Source organism: Streptomyces aureus, assembly GCF_001418135.1.
GTDB classification, from domain to species: domain Bacteria; phylum Actinomycetota; class Actinomycetes; order Streptomycetales; family Streptomycetaceae; genus Streptomyces; species Streptomyces aureus_A.
On the sequence record NZ_LIPQ01000555.1, the window covers coordinates 1 to 1,896 of the forward strand.

Annotated in this window: 2 protein-coding genes; both read left to right on the top strand. The window is 72.7% G+C overall.

Annotated elements, in window-relative coordinates:
- The first annotated feature begins 117 nt into the window (after nucleotides 1-117).
- Nucleotides 118-906, top strand: a complete 789-nt coding sequence (locus tag AOK00_RS33785; RefSeq protein ID WP_055603957.1) for a class I SAM-dependent methyltransferase — start codon at nucleotides 118-120, stop codon at nucleotides 904-906.
- 272 nt (nucleotides 907-1,178) lie between these two features.
- Nucleotides 1,179-1,589, top strand: a complete 411-nt coding sequence (locus tag AOK00_RS33790; protein WP_030314489.1) for a DUF3040 domain-containing protein — start codon at nucleotides 1,179-1,181, stop codon at nucleotides 1,587-1,589.
- The last annotated feature ends 307 nt before the right edge of the window (nucleotides 1,590-1,896 follow it).

Genomic DNA, 1,896 nt, shown 5'->3' on the forward strand with positions numbered 1-1,896 from the left:
ACCCTATGGCCTGGGGGGTGCGCCGACGATCGGGCCGGGCCCGCGGCGTGATCGGCAAGGCACCCCCCAGGCCATAGGGTGGGGGCGTCCGTACCCGTCACCGAGGAGTCAACAGCCGTGCCGGACCCTTCCCCTGTCTTCGGTCGAGAGGCGACCTCGCGCCCGTCGCGCGCCTCCCTGCGTACCGCCGTCGTCTGGGACGTCCTCAAGGACGCCCTCGACCGCCGGGTCGAGGCCACCGGGAAGGACAGCCTCGACGTCCTCGACACCGGCGGCGGCTCCGGGAACTTCGCGGTGCCGGCCGCCCGCCTCGGCCACCGGGTCACCGTCGTCGACCCCAGCCCCAACGCGCTCTTCGCGCTGGAGCGCCGGGCCGCCGAGGCCGGGGTCGCCGACCTCGTCACCGGCGTCCAGGGCGACATCAGCGGCCTCTTCGACGTGGCCGGGCGCGAGAGCTACGACGTGGTGCTCTGCCACGGAGTCCTGGAGTATGTCGACGACCCCGCCGAAGGCGTACGGAACGCGGTCGCCGCGCTCCGGCCCGCCGGCAGCCTCAGCCTGCTCGCCGCCGGACTCGGCGGCGCGGTCCTGGCCCGTGCCCTGGCCGGGCACTTCACCGAGGCCCGGCACGCGCTCTCCGACCCGGCGGGCCGCTGGGGCGCGGGCGACCCCGTACCCCGGCGCTTCACCGCCGAGCAGCTCACCGAACTGGCCGACGGGGCCGGTCTGGACGTCGGCGCCGTACACGGTGTCCGGGTCTTCGCCGACCTCGTTCCGGGTGTCCTCGTCGACACCGAACCCGGCGCGGCCGAGGCCCTGCTCAAGCTGGAGGCGGCCGCCGCCGAGCTGCCCTCCTTCCACGCCATCGCCACCCAGCTGCACGTCCTGGGCGAGAAGCGGGCCTGAGCTGGACGGCCACCCGTTCGGCGGTGCGGGCCGCGGCACTCCATGGAGTACGCCACAGCCCGCCCGATAACGGGCTCTGCCCCGTATGATCGGGGGACAGCATCCGGCATGACGGAGGAGGGCCTGGGGAATCAACGCCTCAGCAACCGATCCGCATGGCGGCCCGGACTGGCTATTCGGCATTGAGGGCGGGTTTCACGGGGGCGATTCCCTGCCTATCCTGAAAGGGCCGCAAACCGGTCGCCCCCGCGACCGACGACTAGGAGGACTCCGTGCCGCTCTCGGAGCACGAGCAGCGAATGCTCGAGCAGATGGAGCGAGCGCTGTACGCCGAAGATCCCAAGTTCGCGACAGCGCTCGAGGGAAGCGGACTGCGTACGTACACCCGGCGACGGGTCTACCAGGCAGTCGCCGGCTTCCTGGTGGGTATCGCGCTCCTCATGGCCGGAATGGTCGCACAGCAGATCTGGATCAGCGTGGTGGGGTTCCTCGTCATGCTGGGCTGCGCGGTCCTGGCGGTCACCGGATGGCGCAAGGCGCCGAAGCCGGGTGAGCAGCAGCAGGCCACCAGGGGTGGGACGACGGCCGGTGGCCGTCAGACCCGGCAGCGACGCTCCATGATGAACCGGATGGAAGAGCGGTGGCAGCGCCGCCGCGACGAGCAGCAGGGTGGCGGCCACTGACGGCCCCCTGAGCGGAGGCCCCGCGCAACGAATCTGACCGAGCCCCGTGATGCCGGCGCGATTGCGCCGACCGCGCGGGGCTTCGTCGTACCCCCACGCGAGGCCCCCCAGACTCCGCCTGAGGCCCCTGGGGCCTCGTTGTGGGCATTCCGTTCCTCCCCCCCAGCCTCCGTCCGGGGGGACCCCCAGGGCGGAACGGGTGGGCACAACGAACGGCGCCCGTTGCCGGGCCTAGGCTGCCGCGCCTGAACCCGCACCACAGGTTGCGGTGCACAAGAGGTCCAGGCACAAGGGCGGAGGCGCCGCC